A 17,543-nucleotide genomic window follows, 5' to 3' on the forward strand; every position below is an offset into this window, starting at 1 on the left:
CCCGCGGTCGGTTCTCGCTCAGCCGCGGACGAAACCGAGCAGGGCCTTGTTGACCTCGGCGGCGTGCGTCCACAGCAGGCCGTGCGGGGCGCCTTCGACCTCGACGTACTCCGCCTCAGGGAAGGCATTGTGGAAGCGCCGGCCGGTGACGTCGATCGGCAGGATGTTGTCCTTGGTGCCGTGCAGGATGAGCGAGGGCTTGCCCGAGGCGCGGACCGCGGCGACGTCGTCGCGGAAGTCCTCGATCCAGCTGGACACCACCGCGTACGCGGCGACGGGCGCCGAGACGGTGGCGGTGTTCCAGTTCGCGGTGACGACCTCCTGGCTGATCCTGCTGCCAAGGGTTTCGTCAAGGTTGTAGAAGTCCTGGTAGAACTGGGTGAACCAGGCGTAGCGGTCGCTTCGGGCCGCCTGCTCGATGCCGTCGAAGACCTCGCGCGGGACGCCTTCGGGGTTGTCCTCGCGCCGGACGAGGAAGGGCTCGAGCGAGGCGAGGAAGGCGAGCTTGGCGACGCGCTCGTGGCCGTGGTTCTTGACATAGCGGGCGAGTTCGCCGGTGCCCATGGAGAAGCCGACCAGGATGACATCGCGCAGGTCGAGGGTCTCCAGCAGCGTGTTGAGATCGGCGGCGAAGGTGTCGTAGTCGTAGCCCTCGCCGACCTTGCTCGACTGGCCGAAGCCGCGGCGGTCGTAGGTGATGACGCGGTAGCCGGCGTCGATGAGTTCCCGGGACTGGAGTTCCCAGCTGTGGCCGGTGAGCGGGTAGCCGTGAATGAGGACGACCGGCTGCCCGGCGCCGTGGTCTTCGTAGTAGAGCTCGACGGGAGTGCTGTTCTCGGCTCCGACGGTGATGGCGGCCATGACGATGATCCTTTCAGTTAGGAGAACGATCGTTCTCCGGTGTATGGTCTACGATAGAGAACGATCGTTCTCAGCGCAAGGAGTTTGACTATGATGGACGCCACGGAAGCCCGGAGCCGGGTCGTGGGCGCCGCTGACCGGTTGTTCTACACACGAGGCGTCCAGGCGGTGGGAATGGACGCGGTGCGCGGCGAGGCCGGGGTCTCGCTCAAGCGCATCTATTCGTTGTTCCCCTCGAAGGACGACCTCATCGTCGCGGTACTGGAGCACCGTCGGGAACAGTGGAACACGGGCATAGCCGCCAGCGCTGAGAATGCGCGAACGGCGCGTGAAAAGCTGCTGTCGATCTTCGACTTCCTGGACGCCTGGTTCCGCGAACCCGACTTCCACGGCTGCGCGTTCATCAACGTCTTCGGCGAGCTCAGCGCGGCCTCGTCGGGCGTGACGCGGGCCGTGCGCGAGCAGAAGCAGGCGTTCGCCGACTACGTCGCCGACCTGGTGCGCGAGATCGGCGCTCCGGAGGCGGTCGCCGAGCAGATCACGATCCTCGTCGAGGGCGCCCAGACGGCGGCCGCGATCGCGGGCGGCCCGCAGACCGCCGCGCAAGCGCGCGCGGCGGCGGAGACGCTGCTCGACGCTTCCGGCGAGCAGCGGGCGTCCGCGTGAGCCGGTCCGGCCCACGCGGACGGATCAAGCCTCGAGCAGCGTTGCGATCTCCTTGACCTGCTCTCGGGTGAGCGGTCCCTTCTGGAGCGAGCCGGCGTTCTCCTCGACCTGGGTGACGGTGCGGCAGCCGGGGATCGGGATCGTCGCGTCGCTGACGGCCCACAGCCAGCCGAGTGCGCCCTGAGCGAGGGTGCGCCCGTCGGCGGTGAGGACCTCGCGGACGGCCTCGAGGCGGGCGAGGTATTCGGGCGCGGGCCTGCCGTCCTTGAACAGCACCATCCACGGCACGCCGCTGCCGCGCACGTCCTTCGGCCCGACACGGGTGTCCGCGCCGTACTTGCCGGTCAAGAGGCCCATGGCGAGCGGCCCGCGGTTGACGCTCGCGAGCCCGAGGCGCTCGCAGACCTCCAGGACCTCGGGCCTTTCGCCGCGCATCAGGGAGAAGTCGTGCTGGATCGCGGTGCAGTGCTCGCCGCCGGTCCCCCACGCCTCGGCCCGGTCGGGGAAGTCGGTGCTCCAGCCGTACCAGCGGATCTTGCCCTCCGCGACCAGTTCCTCAAGGACGCCGAGCAGTTCGGCGGCCTTGTCGATGGCGAGGTCGCCCAGGTGGAGCTGGTAGAGGTCGATGTAGTCGGTGTCGAGTCGTCGCAGCGAGGCGGTCACGGCCTCGCGCAGGTGATCGGGGTCGTCACCGGCACCGGTGATGGTCTTGGTGCCCTCGTCGAAGCGGTTGCCCCACTTGGTCGCGATGACGACCTGCTCGCGGCGACCGGCCAGGGCGCGGGCGAGGACGCGCTCGCTGTGGCCGGCGCCGTAGACGTCGGCGGTGTCGAAGAAGTCCACGCCGAGTTCGAGCGCGCGGTGGACGGCGCGGATCGACTCCTCGTCGTCGACCTCGCCCCAGCCGACCGGCTCGTCCCCGGCGTAGAAGGGCCCGCCGATCGCCCAGCAGCCCATGCCGACGGCGCTGACTTCGATCCCGGACTTTCCTAGTGTTCGTCGCATCATGGGACCCACGCTAAGACTTGGAGCGCACTCCAGGTCAAGGCGCTACGCCGACACATCGGTTGGCTGGAGCATCAGGGGCCACCAGTTCGTCACGCGCTCGGCCGCCAGCGGCTCCGAGCACATCCACAGCCCGGTCGACGGCCACGACGTGCCCCTCCCCCACTTCAAACTGACCCCGACCGTTCGGGACTTCCACACGATGTCCCTGCTCGATGCGACCGGGAACGCCCTGGAGTTCAAGGCTCTCGCCGAGGACGGCCAGGTCTCCAGGTCGTCGCCGTCTGACCGCGTCAATCCTGGACGAACAGGCAGAACGGGTGGCCGACCGGATCGAACATGACGCGGACGTCGTCCTGCGGCTGGAACGGCGCCAGCCGCGCGCCCGCAGCGAGGGCCTGCTCGACGGCCGCCTCGAGATCCCGCACGCGGATGTCGAGGTGCTGCGTGGCCGTCTGCCGTCCCGGCTCCGCCGGCCATGCCGGCGGCCGCCATTCGCGCTCGTACTCGAAGTTCAGCGTCGTCTCGCCGCTGCCTTCGGGGGCGCGGACCAGCACCCAGCCGGCCTCTTCGGGTTCGCCCGGTGCCGGGCCCTCGACCGCACTGATCGGCCGGTCGAGCAGCCGCGAATAGAAAGCGGCCGTGGCTCGCGGATCGGGGGTCATGACGGTCACCGCTGTCACTGTGAGGTTCGGTGTGTCCATTTCCCGAGCATAATCTTGTGCGGCATGGAAGCGCAGACGATCAAGGCATTGCAGGAACGGGCGGCCAGGGCCATGCCGGCCGAGCGCGTGGAGACCGCCGGAGGGTGGTTGCTGCGCCACGCGCCGCGCTGCTCGTGGTGGGTCGGCACGGTGCTCCCCCACGGCGGCGTCGAAGACTTGGAGTCGAGCGTCGCTGCGGCCGAACGGTTCTACGCCGACCGCGGCGAGCGCACCCGCTTCCAGATCACGCCGGGGGTGTGCGCCGAGGGGCTCGACGCGCTGCTCGACGATCGCGGCTATCGCCGATCCGGGCCGATCTCCTTGCGGGCGTCGCCGACGGCAGCGGTCCGGGAACGACTCGGGCCGAGCCCGTTGCGCGCTACGGTGGAGGACCGCTTGCGCCGCGAATGGTTCGACACGTGGCTCGGCGTGCACGGCACGAGCGGCGATGTCGGAGCCGAGTGGGATCTCCTCGGGCGCGTCGCGGCGCCGTCAGGCTACGCCAGGGCGTTCGCCGGCGACCAGGCCGTCGCGGTGGGTCGCGCGGTGGCCGACGACGGTTGGGCGGGCGTGTACGGCATGGCGACGCCACCACCGGCACGAGGGAAGGGCGCGGCGCGCAGTGTGCTTGCGGCGCTGGCCGACTGGGCCGGCGCAAACGGGGCGGAATGGATGTTCCTCCAGGTGGAGAGCGACAACTTCGCCGCGATGCGCCTGTACGAGCGGGCGGGTTTCGCCGAGGTCGGCGCCTACCACTACCGGCTGCGGCCGGGCTGAGGACCCCAGCGCCAGGTCGTTGTGTCGACCTTCCGACAGCTCCAGCATCCTGAATCCGGCCACGCCGACTTCCGCATCCCTCAGACTTCGATGTGAACGACTCTGCGGATCGCCCAGAGTCCGCCATCCATCACGGGGGTAGAAGATGGCAATTTCACAGCAGAAGCCGATAGCCGAGGAAGAGTACACCTTTCCGGCGCCGAACCTCAATGAGGTGACGCCTGACTACGGCAAGGCCGGTGACACCATCACCATCAGGGGCGGTCACCTGGCATCGGTGGCCAAATGCACCATTACGGTCGGGCACGATTCCGAAACCGCCGAGATCGTCCACCACTCGGACGACAACGGCCTGAAGGTGCGCGTCCCTAGGCGACTTCCCACCGGCAACGGACAGATCCGGGTGTCCAACGACGGCGGGGAGAGCAACGCGCTCAGCTTCACCGTCCAGTCCTGAACTGGGACTCCAACGGCCACAGCCACTCATGTCCGATGGGACGCGGGTGGCTGTGTCTGCTCGTCCCGCCGAGGGGCCGCGGGAGTCCTGGGAGCGTATCGGAGCAAGCGGGTGTCGCGGGCGCTCGAGGCGTAGAGGAACACGGTTGACCTCGGGCGTTGACGGTGGTTGGATGCGAGCATGCCTTCCGGTGGTCAACTGCTGGCGTTCATCGTCGCCTCGCTCGTCATCATTCTCATTCCCGGCCCGAGCGTCATGTTCATCGTCGGCCGCGCGCTCGCCTACGGGCGCCGCAAGGCCGTGCTCACCGCGCTCGGAAACTGCGTCGGGGCATTCACCGCCGCCGCGCTGGTCGCCGTCGGCCTCGGCGCGGTCATCCAGCAGTCGACGCTGGCCTACGGCATCGTGAAGTACGCCGGTGCGGCGTATCTGATCTATCTGGGCGTCAAGGCCTTGCGCGACCGCAAGGGCATGCTGCGGGTGCCCGAGGCGGCGGAGACGGGGCCGCGGCGCACGGCGCTGCCGCTGTTCGAGGGCTTCCTGGTGGGCGTGCTCAACCCCAAGGCGATCCTGTTCTTCCTGGCGATCCTGCCGCAGTTCGTGAACCCCGAAACCGGCTCGGCCATGCTCCAGATGCTCGTGCTCGGCGGGATCTTCGCGGCGCTGGCCGCGGTGTGCGACTCGACGTGGGGCCTGGCGGCCTCCGCCGCACGCGACATGCTCAACGCGCCTCGGCCCAAGCGAGTGCTCGCCCGGGTCGGCGGCGGTTCGCTCATCGGGCTCGGCATCGCTGCGGCCGCCGGCGAGCGAGCCTAAGCTAGGCGGGAACAGGATCGGAGCGCTTGACATGAGCAACATTCCACGCGGCAGCATCTTCTCCCCCGAGGTCCTCGAGGAGTTCGCCGGGCTCGGCATCGACCTCGAAGCGCTGTTCTCGGGCGGCACGCTGGGCGACCGGATGGGGATCGAGATCCTCCACGCCGAGCCCGATCGCGTCACCGGGACGATGCCGGTCGAGGGCAACACACAGCCGTACGGGCTCCTCCACGGCGGTGCCTCCGCCGTCCTGGCCGAGACACTCGGCACGATCGGCGCGATGCTCCACGGCGGGCCGCGGAGGATCGCCGTCGGCGTGGACCTGAACGCGACCCACCATCGGGCCGTCCGGTCGGGCGCGGTCACCGGCGAGGCCGTCCCGCTCCACCGGGGCCGCTCCACGGCCACATACGAGATCACCGTCTCCGACGAGGACGGCCGCCGCGTGTGCACCGCGCGGCTCACCTGCATGCTGCGCGACGCACCGCCGCAGAACGCCTCGATCGAGTCGACATAGGGGATGAAGCCGGTCTCCATCATCACGGCGGAGGCGATCCAGAAGCGGGGTCTGGACATCGCCGGCACATCGCGGGCGCCTCGCACCGGTTCCCCCACTCGGAGCGTCGCGGCCGGACGTTCGCGGGCTCGATACGGCTTCATGCCGCCAGTGTCGAAGCGATCGCCCGGCCGTACCTCCCTGGGCGGGGCGAGTGCGGTCCCCCGGCGGAGGGGGCCTAGGCGCGGAGCATGCCGTTCATGGTGCCGTAGTCGACGCCGTCGCCCAACGCGTCGTACGAGTCGTCTTCGAGCAGGCCGATCGTCGCGCGCCGCGCCAGCGCATAGGCGGCCGCGGTGACGCCCGGGCCGGTGCTGATCCGGGCCACACCAAGTTTGTCCAGTTCGGACGGTGCGAGGGATCCAGGTCCGGCCATGACGTTGAGCGGTGCCGCAATGGCCTCGACGAGCGCGGCGATGGTCCCGGCGTCGGTCACGCCCGGCACGAAGATGCCGCTCGCTCCGGCCTCCAGGTAGGCCTTGGCCCGCGCGACGGTCGCCTCGAGCCGACCGGCCTCCTCGCCGACGCCGAGGAGATAGGTGTCGACGCGCGCGTTGATGTACAGCTCGGATCCGGTCGCGGCGCGGACGGCGGCGATCCGCTCGGCCTGGTCGGCGGTCTCGCGCAGCGGTGCCGCGTCGGTCTCGGCGGCGTCCTCGATGTTGACGCCGACGACGCCCGCCTCGACCACGGCCGCCGCGGTCTCGGCGACGTCGCTCGGGGTCTCGCCGTAGCCGGATTCGATGTCGGCGGTGACCGGCACGCTCACCGCCCTGGCGATGCGCGCGATCGCCGCGAGCGCGGCGGCGCGGTCGACCGCGCCGCCGTCGGGGTATCCGAGGCTCCAGTTGACGCCGGCGCTCGCGGTGGCGACTGCCGGGGCGCCCGCCGCTTCGATGACCGCCGCGCTGCCGGCGTCCCAGCAGTTGACGAGCCTGAGAGCGGGAGTCGTGTGGAGCGCCCGGAATCGGGCGGCTTTCTCGTTGATCGTCATGCCGCCCACTCAACCAGATGCGGCGGGCCGCGACTGGCCAGAATGCGACAAGAACGGGGTCATCAGGTGCGGGCGACGATCGCGGCCAGGATCGCCTCGCCGAGCTCGGCGGGCCGGGTGAACTGGGGCCAGTGGCCGGTGGGCAGGTCGATGTACTCGATGTCCTTCATCGCGGCGAGTTCGCGGACGAACGGAGCCTCTTGCTCGATCCACTCGCGGATCATCTTGCTGGGGAACTCGCAGCAGATGACCGTGCTCGGCACTTCGCGGCGCCGCTCGGAGGTGAAGACGCTGCGGTCGTAGGCGACGCCCTTGGGCTCGGGGATCGCGCGGGAGCGGAACTGCTCGCGCAGTTCGTCGTCGAGGTCGACCAGATCCCCCTCCTCGAAGAAGCCCCAGTCCGGCAGCGGGAGCTCGCCGTCGACCTCGGGGATCTCGTCGTTGACGACCGATCCCTCGGGCATCGGCGCGCTGTCGACGTAGACGACGCGGGCGATCTTGTCGGGCCTGGCGTCGCTGGCCATCTGCGCGATCATGCCGCCGCCGGAGTGGCCGACGAGGACGACCGGTTCGGCGGCCTCGTCGATCGCGGCGATCACGAAGTCCACGTGGTCGCGCAGGCCGATGCCGCTGCGGTCGGCGTCTTTCGATTCCTTGCCCGGCAAGGTCAGCGACCGGACGCGGTGGCCCGCCTGCTCGAGGGGAGGCGTGACCGCGCTCCAGGAGGAGCCGTCGAGCCAGAAGCCGGGGATCATGATGATGTCCATGCCCACGACGGTAGAGGACGGCACCGACATTCGCCGGGAGTCGGCGCTCTCGGGGCTCACGCTTCAGGCGAGCGCAGGGTCATCACGGTGATGTCCGAGCTCGCGCCGACGCGCAGCGGGGGGCCGTTCGTGCCGGCGCCGTTGGTGACGTACAGCCGCGTGCCGCCGTAGCGCTCCATGCCGCCGAGCTGGATATTGCGCATCCGGCTGAGGAGGTGGATCGGCCACATCTGGCCGCCGTGGGTGTGGCCGGACAGTTGGAGGTCGACGTCCCAGTCCACGGCCTGCTCGATGATGTTGGGCTGGTGGGCCATGAGGACCGATGCGCGCTCGGGGTCGCGGTCGCCCAGCGCGGCCTCGAGGTCGGGGCCGGTCTCGCCCGCGATGTCCAGCTCGTCGACGATGAGGTCGTTGACGCCGGCGAGGTCGAAGCCGGGCAGTTCGACGCGGGTGTTCGGCAGCGGGGTCATGCCGAGTTCTTCGACGCGTTCGTACCATTCGTCGGCGCCGAAGTAGTGCTCGCCGTTGCCGGCCACGAAGTAGGCGCCGTCGCGGGCGGTGAGTCCGGCGAGCGGCTCGGTGGCCTCCCGCAGCCGGTCGGGCTCGCCGCTGGCGAGGTCGCCGACGAAGGCGATGAGGTCGGGCTGGGCGCGGTCGATCTGGTCGACGACGCTGCGGCAGTAGCCGCTCCCGCGGAGGGGCGAGAAGTGGGTGTCGCCGATGACGGCGATGCGGTAGCCGTCGAATGCGCGGCCGAGCCGCGGGAGGGGCACCGAGACGGGCTTCAAGGCGGGCGTGCGGTAGGACTCGGCGAGGCCGTAGCCGACGGTCGCGCCGGTCAGCGCCGCCGCGCCGATGCCGATCGCACGGGAGACGACGACGCGGCGGGTCGGCCCGGCTTCGTCCGGCTCAGGATGTTCCGGCTCCGGTTCGTCCGAGCCCGCCTTGGCGCGCCGCCGCAGCAGCCACCATCGCAGCGGTTCGGCGACGGCCAGGAGTCCGAAGAGGTAGGTGAACACGCCGAACCAGATCCACCCCGGCCAGCCGATCGCCTGCTGGATCCACAGCGGCATGTCGGAGGGGACGAGGAACCTGGCCGCGAGCCCGAGCGCGGCCATTACGGCCAGCGCCACGGCGCCGACGGGCCGCCGGCGCGAGCCCGGCGCGGTGGTGCCGTGCACCAGCCGCCACCACACGTAGGCGTGGAGCGCGGTGAAGCCGACGGTGACGGCGAGCAGACGGACGGCGAACCAGAAGACCTCCATCTATCGGCCGGCCAAGGCGCCACCGTTGACCTGGACGATCTGGGCGGTGACGTGGCCGGCCTCGGGCGCGGCGAGCCAGTGCGCGAGCGCGGCGACGTCGGCCGGGGTGCCCGCGCGCGCGTTGTCGGTCTGGGCGATCAGGGCCGTGCGGCGCTGCTCGGTCATGAGGTCGGCGAAGAACTCGGTGGCCTCGATGTAGCCCGGCGCGATCACGTTGGCGGTGACGCCGCGAGAGCCGAGCTGCGACGACAGGTCGATCGCGTAGGGGTGCAGCGCGGCCTTGGAGGCGGCATAGCTGCCCGAGCCGGAGCCGCGGTAGGCCGCGATGGAGCTGAACAGCAGGACGCGTCCGTCGTCGGCGATGATCGGCCTGACCGCCTCGACGAGGTGGACCGCGGTCATGACGTTGAGCTTGAAGTTCTCGGTCCAATTCCAGGAGGTGCCATCGAGGCCCTCGTTGGACTGCTGTGGCGCCTGGATCTCGATGTTGCCGCCGGCGCAGGCGGCGACGATGTCCACGCCGCCGTACTCGTCGGCGAGGAAGTCGGCCACGCGGCGCCCGCCGTCCGGCTCGGTGAGGTCGGCCGCGATGTAGGCGGCGCCTTCGCCGAGGCTCTCGGCCGAGGCGCGCAGGACGTCCGCTCGGCGGCCGGTGATGACGACCCGGTCGCCGTCGGCGACGAGCCGTTCGGCGACGGCGTAGCCGATGCCGGTCCCTCCGCCGCTGATCACCGCTGTGCGGGTCATGGTCGAACCTCCCTCTCGGACGATCGCTCGGGCCGACTCTAGCGCGGCCCGTCGGTCGCCGCTCACGGGGACGATCGTGGAAGGCGGGGCGTGCGGACGACTCGACCTGCTCGGCCACGGGCGGCGGTCTTAGGACCTGCGGACCAGGCGGACCGCGACCGCGGTCCGATGCGATCGCGCCCGCAAGTCCATAAGCTCGTGGACATGACTGTTCTGGTAACCGGCGAAGCAGGAAACGTAGGCCGCGGTCTCGTCGGGCGACTCGCCGAGGATGACTTCCGCTGAAACACCCACGGCCCGCGAGGGTCCGCTCTCGCGGGCCGGCGTCCTTTGCGGCGTTCAGGCGTCGACGCCGTTCAGGCCCGCTGCGATCGAGTCGACGGCTACCCCTCCCGGGTCGAATACCGCCTCACCGGAATGGGCGCCGAGACCACCAAGCTGCTCTACCGCCTCGTCGACCACCTCCAGGACCATATGCCCGAGGTGCTCAAGGCCCGCGCCGCCTACGACGAGCGGCGCCCGGGCGAGTCCTGATGGGCGAACGCCCAGGTGATCGTCCCGGACCCGCCTAGACTCGGTGCATGAGTCCGCGGGTCCTCAGCGATGAAGCCCTGACGCCCGGCACGGTCGTGCCCGGATGGGTGCGCCTGCTGCCGATCGCCGCGCTGCTGTTGACGGCGCTCTTCCAGGTGTCGGCGCCCGACCCGGTCCACGTCGGATTCGCGACGGCGATCGTGCCGCTGCTGGCGGCGTTCGTGCTCGGCCCGGTCTGGACCGGCGTCATCGCCGTCGTGGTGGCCGCGCTGGTCGCCGCGCCCATCCCCCAGTCCGACCGGGTCGACGGCGAGGACGTCTTCGCCGTCGTGGTCGTCTGCGCCGTCAGTGTCGGACTCGCCTGGGTCCGCCAGCGCTTCCAGTCCCGGCTGGTCACCGTCGAGAGCGTCGCCGAGGCCGCCCAGCGCGCGGTCCTGCCCGAGCTGCCCGATCAGGTCGGCGGTCTGGCGTGCGCGGGGCTGTACCACTCGGCGCAGCGCGGGGCGCGCGTCGGTGGAGACCTGTTCGACATCCGCAACAGCCCCTTCGGCACTCGGTTGATCCTCGGGGACGTCCAGGGCCACGGGCTGCCCGCGGTGAGCACCGCGGCGACGCTGCTGTCGGCGTTCCACGAGGCGATCCTCGACGAGCCGGATCTCGAGGGCATCGCGGCGCGGCTGGAGCGGCGCATCGTGATCGACGCCGACGAGGGCTACATCCCTGAGCTGTTCGCCTCAGTGCTGCTGGCCGAGTTCAGCGACGAGTCCGACGATGTGCGGCTGCTCTCGTGCGGGCACCCGTCGCCGCTGCTGCTGCGCGGCGAGCGGGTCGAGGAGGTCGACCTCAAGCCGAGCTCGGTGCTGGGACTGCGCCTCGAGGCGAACGAGCGACCGCCGCGTGCGACCGCGATGCCGTTCCGGCCCGGCGAGATGCTGCTGGCCTATTCGGACGGCCTGAGCGAGGCGCGCGACGGCGACGGGCGTTACTACCAGCTCGTCGAGCATCTCAACGGCCTGGTCGTGCCGCCCACGCCGGGAGACCTGATCGCGTTCGTGTGGGACGACCTGATGCGCTTCGCGGTCAGGCTGGACGACGACGTGAGCCTGCTGGCGGTCACCCGCGCCGGCCGCCCGCGGGCCGATCGGGGCTCGGAGTGAGAGGCGGCGTTCAACGCCGGTGCGGCGCCTCGAGGTACCCGGATTCGGGGACCTTCCCGTCGTCGTACCAGCCGTGCTGCCAGTCCGGGGGGTCACGCACCTCGATCTCCGGTTCGCTGGGGACCTGCTGGAGGGCGTACGCGATCGTGAACACTCCTTCGTCGAGCGCGTCGTCGTCGGCGACGACGCGCCCATGCCAGCCGTCGGAGGTCACCAGATACCAGACGTCCGACGCCTGGCCTCCTTCATCGACGACGGCGCGCGTACCCAGATCGCGGCAGAGCATCGTGGCGACCTCCAATTCGGTCGGTCGCCCGATCTCCTCGGCGAATGCCTTCCCCGCGTTGAACTCGGTGTCGAACTGCGAGGCGGGTCGGTCGCCCGCGACGATCCATACGGTCGGCCAGGCATCGGAGTACGCGCGCCACTCCGCCCGGTCTCCGGCGAACACCGACGCCGGATCGAGGTTCCACCGCGCGACGGCCGCTTGCTTGACCTGCGCGGGAGCCATCGAAGAGTCAAAGTTGATCACATAATCCATATTCAGCTCTTCCCTCGGGCGTTCTGTGGATGGTACCGATGAACCGAGGCCGCGCGGGTCCAATCGGCGGCCGAAATACGCGGATCGCGCGCCAGCTCCTTCGGTCGTCGCTCCATGTCTCCCCCGCACTCGACCAGCGCCTTGAGTGCCTTGTACTGGTTCCGTGTGAGGCGCTCGAATCCCTCGCCGGATTCGGGAAAGACGGTGCCATTGGCCTTGACGCCCCAGAAGCGTCCGTTGATCTCATAGCGACCGGTGGACGGGTGCCATCGGGCCCGACCGTTCCGGATGGATTCGAGATCGGCGTCCACATCGACCGCCGGCAGGATCACCGTGTTCTGGGCTTTGGCCCTCGATTGGTCCGAAATCCTCGTCAGCAGGTGTCGGTTCGCGTGAGGCGGCCGGATTCCATTGCCGGCGGGGCCCTGGACCACCACGGGGACCGCGGGAGCGGGACCGGCGCTTCCAATGGCGCCTGTGGCCTCGCCGCGACGCAGCGCGTCGGCTTGCGCTTGGGCCGTCTCGGCGTCCCTGACGATCTGGGCGACTCGGGCCTGCTGCTCCTCCACTTGGAGGTCGATCTTCGCGACCTGACCGCTCTTGTCCTCCGCTCCCAGGGCCTTGAACTGCCGCTGCAATTCGGCGGCCTTGGATCGGGAGTGGGCGAGGCCGCCACCGACTTCGCCGATCGTTTCTCGGGCAGCGCGAATCCGCGCTGCCAAGTCTTCGATCGAGGCCACGGCGGCTCCATTCCTGGAGGGGCGATGAACGGAATGGTAAGCGCCGGGACGCCTTTCAGAAAGCATTGTGTCGGCATGGCGACGCATGCTCGGCATGCCGGGCAATGGCGCGAGGAGACACATCGGCCACTCGACCGAACAGCGGTTCCGGACGTCGGTTCGCGACGGCAGCGCACCGTGCAGCGGCGAAGCGCGATGCGGGCGTCCGCGCGGGCGAGGGGTGGACCGTCGGCCGGGCGACGGCGCACCGACGTTCCACTTTGACATCCATCTATTGACATCTGTGCATCTCTTGTCGAGAATGTGTGAAAACGTTCGACCACGTGGAGTACACATGCGCAACACACCCTTCAACCGCCGGCGGCTCTTCCAGGCCGCGGGGGCGTCAGCAGTCGTCGCCACCGGCATCGGCCTCGGCTCCCCCGCCGCCGCCGCGCCCGGGGCCCTGTTCACCAATCCCCTCGTGCGCCAGCGCGCCGACCCGCACATCGTCCGCCACTCCGACGGCTACTACTACTTCACCGCCAGCGTCCCGGCCTACGACCGCATCGTCATGCGCCGCTCGGCGAGCCTCCAGGGCCTGGCCACCGCTTCCGAGACGACCATCTGGAGCAAGCACTCCAGCGGACCGATGAGCCACCACATCTGGGCGCCGGAGATCCACCGCGTCGACGGCAAGTGGTACATCTACTTCGCCGCCGGGCGCGCCGAGGACATCTGGGCCATCCGCATGTACGTCCTCGAGAACGCCAGCGCGAACCCGATGAGCGGCACCTGGACCGAACGCGGCCAGATCACCACTCCCCGCGACTCCTTCTCACTCGACGCCACCACGTTCACCCAGGGCAGCACCCGGTACCTGTGCTGGGCACAGAGCGATCCCGACTTGGGCAGCGGCACCAGCCTCTACCTCGCGGCGATGTCGAGCCCGTGGACGATCAGCGGCAGCCCCGTGCGGATCAGCATGCCGACCCACGCCTGGGAGCGCGTCGGGCACCATGTGAACGAGGGCGCGGCCGTCATCAAACGCGGCGGCCGGATCTTCATGACGTTCTCGGCGAGCGCCACCGACGCCAATTACGCGATCGGACTGCTCACCGCCTCCGAGAGCGCCAATCTGCTCAGTCCCTCGTCGTGGGCGAAGCATCCGCAGCCGGTCCTGCGCAGCAACGACGCCACGAGTCAGTACGGACCCGGACACAACTCCTTCACCGTCTCCGAGGACGGCCAGAGCGACATCCTGGTCTACCACGCCAGGCCCTACAGGGACATCGACGGCGATCCGCTGTACGACCCGAACCGGCACACCAGGCTCCAGAAGGTCTACTGGAACGCCGACGGCACGCCGAACTTCGGCATCCCGATCGCCGACGGCCCGAGCCCGTACCGCTTCGCCGCGCACGGCGAGTCGGGCGTGTTCCTGCACCACTACGACTTCCGCGTCAGAGTCGACGCGAGCCCGGCGATGCTGGCCGACTCGCAGTTCCGGATCGTGCCGGGCCTGGCCGGCTCGGGCACGGTCTCGCTGGAGTCGGCGAACTATCCGGGTCGCTACCTGCGGCACAAGAACTACGAGCTGTGGGTGGAGACCGACGACGGCTCCTCGGCGTTCCGCTCCGACGCCAGCTTCCACCGGCGCGCCGGGCTGGCCGACGCGGCGGCCGAGTCGTTCGAGTCCTACAACTTCTCCGGCCGGTACATCAGGCAGGTCGGCGGCTACGCCGACCTCCAGACGGCGACGACGGCGTCCGAGCGGTCCGACGCGACGTTCCGCTTGGAGTAGTAAGGGTTCCCGGCGGCCGGGCGTGCCGGGCCCGGTCGCCGGACCGTCCGACCGCGGCGCGGTTCTTCAGATGGTTAGACGAAGGGTGTTCACAAACGTTCGATCTTGTGGAAACATCGACTGTGTTCGATCATGAACCCCGAGAAGGAGACAATGATGTCATCCCCACGCCCGAGAAGAACGCGCGTGCTCGCCCTCGCCGGCGCCGCGGGACTGGCGGCGGCGACCCTGCCGGTGCTCGCCCAGCCCGACGAGGCCGCCGCGCAGGAGCCGGCCGCCTCCTCCGTCGTCCTCGGCATCGACCCCTCGTACCAGCACCCCGAATTCGAAGGATGGGGCACGAGTCTCGTCTGGATGGCCAACGCCACCGGCGGCTACCCCGACGAGATCCGCGAGCGGCTGGTCGACATGGTCTTCGGCGAGGACGGGCTCAACCTCAACATCGCCCGCTACAACATCGGCGGCGGCAACGCCCCGAACATCGACTCGTCCTACATGAAGGACGGCGCCGACATGCCCGCCTTCTGGGCCGCCCCCGAAGGCATCACGCACGAGGACAAGGACTGGTGGGACCCCGAGAACCCCGAGCACTGGAACTGGGACGCCGACGCCGACCAGCGCTGGTGGATCGACCAGATCAAGGACGATGTCACCCACTGGGAGGCCTTCTCCAACTCCCCGCCGTACTTCCAGACCGTCTCCGGTTACGTCTCCGGCGGATTCGACGCCGGCGAGGACCAGATCCGCACCGACACCGTCGACGAGTTCGCGGTCTACATGACCGAGGTCATGGAGCGCCTCGAGGGCGAGCACGGCATCGAGTTCGACACCGTCAATCCACTCAACGAGCCGAACACGAACTACTGGGGCACCACGCTCGGACCCGACGGCGTGCAGCCGGTCGGCGGACGCCAGGAGGGCGCGCACGCGGGCCCCGAGCTCCAGCAACTGGTGCTGCTCGCGCTGGCCGAGCAGCTTGCGAACGCCGACACCGAAGCGGTGATCTCGGCGATGGACGAGACGAACCCGGGCACGTTCACCGCCAACTGGAACGCCTACTCCGCCGAGGCCCGCGCCATTGTGGAGCAGATGAACGTCCACACCTACGGCACCGGCGGTCGCACCAGCGTGCGCGATCTCGCCAAGGGCGGCGACAAGCCGCTGTGGATGAGCGAGGTCGAAGGCAGCTGGTACTCCCCGACCGACTACGAGACCATGGAGAACGGCCTGGGCATCGCCGGCCGCATCACCGACGACCTGCGCGAGCTCGAACCTTCGGCGTGGGTGTTCTGGCAGCCGATCGAGGACACCAACCCGCAGCAGGAGGGCGGCGGCAACTGGGGCAGCATCCACATCCCGTTCGACTGCACCGCCGAGGACACCCTCGAGACCTGCCGGATCCAGACCAACACCAAGTACGACACGATCCGCAACTTCACGCACTACATCGAGCCGGGCGACCACATGGTCGGCGTCGACGACCTCGACACGGTGGCGGCGGTCAAGGACTCCGAGGACGCGGCGACCGTGGTGTACACCAACAACGCCGAGGACGCGCGCACGGTGACGATCGACCTGTCGAAATTCGGCAGTGTGGACTCCGGTGCGACCGTGACGCCCGTGGTCACCAGTTCGGCCGGGGCGCTGGTCGAGGGCGAGCCGGTCCGCGTCGACGGGACCTCGGCGACACTGGTCGTCCCGGGCAAGTCGGTGACGACGTTCCTGATCGACGGCGTCGCCGGCATCGCCGAGGACGCGGCGCTCGTCCAGGACGGGCACGTCTACCGCCTCTCGGGCGTCCAGAGCGGCAAGTCGCTGGCCCCGGACGCCGAGGGCACGGGCACGGTCATCCGCACCACCGATCCGGCGAGCCTCGAACAGCTGTGGGACGTCCGCAAGCTGACCGACGGCCACACCAACCGCGAGCACTTCGCGGTGGTCAACATGGACACCGGCGGGCGGCTCGCGGTGCGCGGCGACAACGATCTCGTGCTCGAGGACGCCGACGCCGAATCGGACGAGCGCGCGCGGTGGATGATGTCCTCGACCGGCGACGGCACGTGGACGTTCGTGAACGTGGGCACCGGCCGCCTGATCGACGTCGGCGGCCAGGCCACCGACGACGGCTCGCCCGTGGCGACGTACACGCCGACCTCGGGCGCGAACCAGCGCTGGGCGGTCATCGACGAGACGGTGCAGGGCATCGAGGACATCGCGACCTACACGGTGCCGGGGCTCAGGCCCGAACTGCCCGAGACCGTCACGCCGGTCTACCCGGGCGGCGCGCGCGGCGAGCTGGCGGTCACCTGGGACTATCCGTCGAAATCGGAGTGGAAGAAGCCCGGCGTGATCAAAATCCGGGGCAAGGCCGTCGACGTGCTCGGCGACAAGCACCAGGCGACCGCCTTCGTCACCGTCGACACCTTCGGCGCGACCGAGACCGCCGAGGCGAAGACCTATGTGGGCGGCGTACCGGTGCTGCCGGGGACGGTGACGGCCGTCGGCGACAACGGCAGCCGGGTCTCCATGCCGGTGACGTGGGACGAGGCGCCGGAGGGCGCGTTCGACGAGCTCGGCACGGTGGCGCTCACCGGCAACGCCCACGTCGTCGACGGCGGCACCATCGACGCGACGGTCGAGGTCCGTGTGACCGAGCCGATCGAGGTGAACGCGGCCGTCGAGGACGGCGTCACGACGGCGGCGACGTTCACCGAGGGCGGCTACTCCACCGAGCGGCTGCGCAACGGGATCCTCACCGACAAGGCGTGGTCGAACTGGGTGTCGGGTGACAAGCGCACCGAGGACACGATCACCTTCACGCTCGCCGCCGAGCGGGACGTGACGCGCGTGGTGGCCCACTTCTACAGCGACGGCGGCCGCGCCAGCTACGCCGAGACGATGCAGGTGCAGTACCTGGCCGAGGACGGCACGTGGGTGGACGCCGGCGAACCGGTCACGGTCGGCACCGATCCCTCGCCGGTCATCGACGTCGCGGTCGACGCGAGGACCTCGGCGGTCCGGATCCAGATGGCGGTCGGCGACGTCGGCTGGATCACGATGAGCGAGATCGAGGTCTACGTCAAGGCGCCGAGCGCTTAAGCGAGGGGCGGACATCGGCCCGCCGTTCCCATGGGGACCGGCGGGCCACCTCCTTGCCTCAATCGGCGCTGCGG

The 17,543-nt window shown here is 69.8% G+C and carries 18 protein-coding genes; 9 read left to right on the forward strand and 9 right to left on the reverse strand.

The genetic code is table 11. From position 1 onward, the window contains the following. Positions 1-18 precede the first annotated feature (18 nt). Positions 19-861 (reverse strand): alpha/beta fold hydrolase, encoded by an 843-nt coding sequence (locus ACYVK3_RS20205; RefSeq protein WP_460499151.1) that lies wholly within the window; start codon positions 859-861, stop codon positions 19-21. A gap of 90 nt (positions 862-951) precedes the next feature. On the opposite strand from ACYVK3_RS20205, the gene ACYVK3_RS20210 reads away from it, so the two are divergent. Then, a complete protein-coding gene (locus ACYVK3_RS20210; RefSeq protein WP_460499152.1) occupies positions 952-1,527 on the forward strand; it encodes a TetR/AcrR family transcriptional regulator in 576 nt (191 codons plus the stop codon). Between the two features lie 24 nt (positions 1,528-1,551). Here ACYVK3_RS20210 and ACYVK3_RS20215 read toward each other — a convergent pair whose 3' ends face one another. Together ACYVK3_RS20215 and ACYVK3_RS20220 are read right to left on the reverse strand one after the other, a co-directional pair. Continuing rightward, positions 1,552-2,535, reverse strand: coding sequence for an aldo/keto reductase (locus tag ACYVK3_RS20215; protein ID WP_460499153.1), 984 nt, complete (start codon positions 2,533-2,535; stop codon positions 1,552-1,554). 290 nt (positions 2,536-2,825) lie between these two features. Then, complete coding sequence (locus tag ACYVK3_RS20220; protein WP_460499154.1) at positions 2,826-3,236, reverse strand: VOC family protein; 411 nt, start codon at positions 3,234-3,236, stop codon at positions 2,826-2,828. 24 nt (positions 3,237-3,260) lie between these two features. Between ACYVK3_RS20220 and ACYVK3_RS20225 the strand changes: the two genes are divergently transcribed. The 4 genes from ACYVK3_RS20225 to ACYVK3_RS20240 all read left to right on the forward strand — a co-directional run bounded on the left by ACYVK3_RS20225 (position 3,261) and on the right by ACYVK3_RS20240 (position 5,803). Next, a complete protein-coding gene (locus ACYVK3_RS20225; RefSeq protein ID WP_460499155.1) occupies positions 3,261-4,013 on the forward strand; it encodes a GNAT family N-acetyltransferase in 753 nt (250 codons plus the stop codon). Positions 4,014-4,158: 145 nt separating this feature from the next. Beyond that, complete coding sequence (locus ACYVK3_RS20230; protein ID WP_460499156.1) at positions 4,159-4,470, forward strand: IPT/TIG domain-containing protein; 312 nt, start codon at positions 4,159-4,161, stop codon at positions 4,468-4,470. A gap of 180 nt (positions 4,471-4,650) precedes the next feature. Then, complete coding sequence (locus ACYVK3_RS20235; RefSeq protein WP_460499157.1) at positions 4,651-5,286, forward strand: LysE family translocator; 636 nt, start codon at positions 4,651-4,653, stop codon at positions 5,284-5,286. Positions 5,287-5,317: 31 nt separating this feature from the next. Then, positions 5,318-5,803 carry a PaaI family thioesterase gene (locus ACYVK3_RS20240; protein WP_460499158.1) on the forward strand — a complete coding sequence of 162 codons (486 nt, stop codon included), beginning with the start codon at positions 5,318-5,320 and terminating at the stop codon, positions 5,801-5,803. A gap of 217 nt (positions 5,804-6,020) precedes the next feature. On the opposite strand, the gene ACYVK3_RS20245 is transcribed toward ACYVK3_RS20240, so the two are convergent. The 4 genes from ACYVK3_RS20245 to ACYVK3_RS20260 all read right to left on the reverse strand — a co-directional run bounded on the left by ACYVK3_RS20245 (position 6,021) and on the right by ACYVK3_RS20260 (position 9,615). After that, complete coding sequence (locus ACYVK3_RS20245; protein WP_460499159.1) at positions 6,021-6,836, reverse strand: isocitrate lyase/PEP mutase family protein; 816 nt, start codon at positions 6,834-6,836, stop codon at positions 6,021-6,023. Positions 6,837-6,898: 62 nt separating this feature from the next. After that, the gene (locus tag ACYVK3_RS20250; protein ID WP_460499160.1) at positions 6,899-7,603 is read right to left on the reverse strand and encodes an alpha/beta fold hydrolase; all 705 of its coding nucleotides are present in this window, start codon (positions 7,601-7,603) and stop codon (positions 6,899-6,901) included. Between the two features lie 56 nt (positions 7,604-7,659). Continuing rightward, positions 7,660-8,868, reverse strand: coding sequence for a metallophosphoesterase (locus ACYVK3_RS20255; protein ID WP_460499161.1), 1,209 nt, complete (start codon positions 8,866-8,868; stop codon positions 7,660-7,662). Continuing rightward, a complete protein-coding gene (locus tag ACYVK3_RS20260) occupies positions 8,869-9,615 on the reverse strand; it encodes an SDR family NAD(P)-dependent oxidoreductase (protein ID WP_460499162.1) in 747 nt (248 codons plus the stop codon). A 330-nt stretch (positions 9,616-9,945) separates the two neighbouring features. Here ACYVK3_RS20260 and ACYVK3_RS20265 point away from each other — a divergent pair, with 330 nt between their 5' ends. Then, positions 9,946-10,149 carry a hypothetical protein gene (locus ACYVK3_RS20265; protein ID WP_460499163.1) on the forward strand — a complete coding sequence of 68 codons (204 nt, stop codon included), beginning with the start codon at positions 9,946-9,948 and terminating at the stop codon, positions 10,147-10,149. A gap of 47 nt (positions 10,150-10,196) precedes the next feature. Next, positions 10,197-11,306: a PP2C family protein-serine/threonine phosphatase gene (locus ACYVK3_RS20270; protein ID WP_460499164.1), complete on the forward strand. Its 1,110-nt coding sequence runs from the start codon at positions 10,197-10,199 to the stop codon at positions 11,304-11,306. A gap of 10 nt (positions 11,307-11,316) precedes the next feature. On the opposite strand, the gene ACYVK3_RS20275 is transcribed toward ACYVK3_RS20270, so the two are convergent. After that, positions 11,317-11,817, reverse strand: coding sequence for a hypothetical protein (locus ACYVK3_RS20275; protein WP_460499165.1), 501 nt, complete (start codon positions 11,815-11,817; stop codon positions 11,317-11,319). A gap of 32 nt (positions 11,818-11,849) precedes the next feature. After that, entirely contained in the window at positions 11,850-12,692 is an 843-nt protein-coding gene (locus ACYVK3_RS20280) for a hypothetical protein (protein ID WP_460499166.1), read from the reverse strand. A gap of 229 nt (positions 12,693-12,921) precedes the next feature. On the opposite strand from ACYVK3_RS20280, the gene ACYVK3_RS20285 reads away from it, so the two are divergent. Both ACYVK3_RS20285 and ACYVK3_RS20290 read left to right on the forward strand, forming a co-directional pair. After that, on the forward strand, positions 12,922-14,370 hold the full coding sequence (locus ACYVK3_RS20285) for a family 43 glycosylhydrolase (RefSeq protein ID WP_460499167.1): 1,449 nt from the start codon (positions 12,922-12,924) through the stop codon (positions 14,368-14,370). Positions 14,371-14,526: 156 nt separating this feature from the next. After that, positions 14,527-17,469, forward strand: coding sequence for an RICIN domain-containing protein (locus ACYVK3_RS20290; protein ID WP_460499168.1), 2,943 nt, complete (start codon positions 14,527-14,529; stop codon positions 17,467-17,469). The last annotated feature ends 74 nt before the right edge of the window (positions 17,470-17,543 follow it).

The sequence above is a fragment of the Glycomyces tarimensis genome, from assembly GCF_054776215.1.